The following is a 1,287-nucleotide window of genomic DNA, read 5'->3' on the forward strand; positions in this document are numbered from 1 at the left end:
CCGAAGTACAATCTTATCCTAAATTTACCTGGATTTTCCATAGTAAAAGTGAGCGGATATCAACCATTATTATTAGATGTAAGTTATAACCGCTTGGCGCGTTGTAGCCACTGTCAAAGTAAGAAGGTACGGAAGAAATCCTCGTTTATCCGAAGAGTTCATCATGAATTAATAGGGCATAGACGAAGTATATTAAGGTTTAAAGCATATAAGTTGTATTGCTATGAGTGTTGTCGTTATGGTAATCAACAATTCCCTGGTATCAATAAACATCAACGCGCAACTTGGCGAGCGCAGGCATCAGTGTTTCATGAGCATAGCAGAGGAGTATCTCAAAAAGACTTATCGGAGCGTTACAAGAAAGGTAAAGCAACTATAGAGCGTTGGTATCAGCGTCATTATGAAGAGCAACATAGAGAGTTAATCAATAAACCCAGTCCGCTAGTATTGGGTATAGATGAACATTTCTTTAGTAAAAAAGAAGGATTTGCTACGACCTTTTGCGACCTAAGAAAACATAAAGTGTTTGATGTAGTTCGGGGCCGAAGTGAAGGAGACTTAAAAGACTACCTACAGCAGCTTCCTGGGAAAGAACGAGTTAAAGTCATCTGTATGGACTTAAGTAGTACCTATCGGTCTATTGTCAAAAAATACTTTCCTAATGCCATGATAGTTGCCGATAGATTCCATGTGATTCGATTAATTCAACATCAATGTATGATGTCTTACCGAGAGCTCTCCAGTGAAATAAAAAGCAATAGAGGTATCTTAGCCTTATTGAGAACCAGGCCTGATAACCTGAGTGAAAAAAGAAGGCTCAAAGAGACGCATTTTTAACTCAAAATCCGGCTATCGATGCAATTTATCAATTCCAACAACAACTTCATTCTCTTTTAATGAAAAGAGCTTTAACCCAAAAAGCATGTCGTAAAGTAATACCTACCTTCTTAGACATGCTTACCGAATTAAAGCAAAGTGCTTTTAAGGCTTTAGCTTCATTGGGTAAGACACTGGGTGCTTGGAAAGATGAAGTCGCTAGAATGTGGCGGTTTAGTAAATCAAATGGAATCACAGAAGGCTTTCATCGAAAAATGAAGCTCATTCAGCGAAGGGCTTATGGTTTTAGAAATTTTGAAAATTATAGAGTACGTGTTAAGGTCCTCTGCGGGTGATTAGAGCTGCCCCCTTAAATGGGAAAGAGCCATAAATTGACGCCTCAACGACGACTTAAGCGCGATGCATTCCTTGAAGACAATCCGGCGGTAAACGCTATATACCAGTTTCAAC

General features: G+C 39.1%; 1 pseudogene. It reads left to right on the plus strand.

Features of this window, described 5'->3' with window-relative positions:
• Window positions 1-1,172: pseudogene (locus tag Lani_RS12490) on the plus strand (ISL3 family transposase); the annotation flags it as partial.
• Between the last annotated feature and the right edge of the window lie 115 nt (window positions 1,173-1,287).

Origin of the sequence: Legionella anisa (assembly GCF_001467525.1) — a bacterium.
GTDB classification, from domain to species: domain Bacteria; phylum Pseudomonadota; class Gammaproteobacteria; order Legionellales; family Legionellaceae; genus Legionella; species Legionella anisa.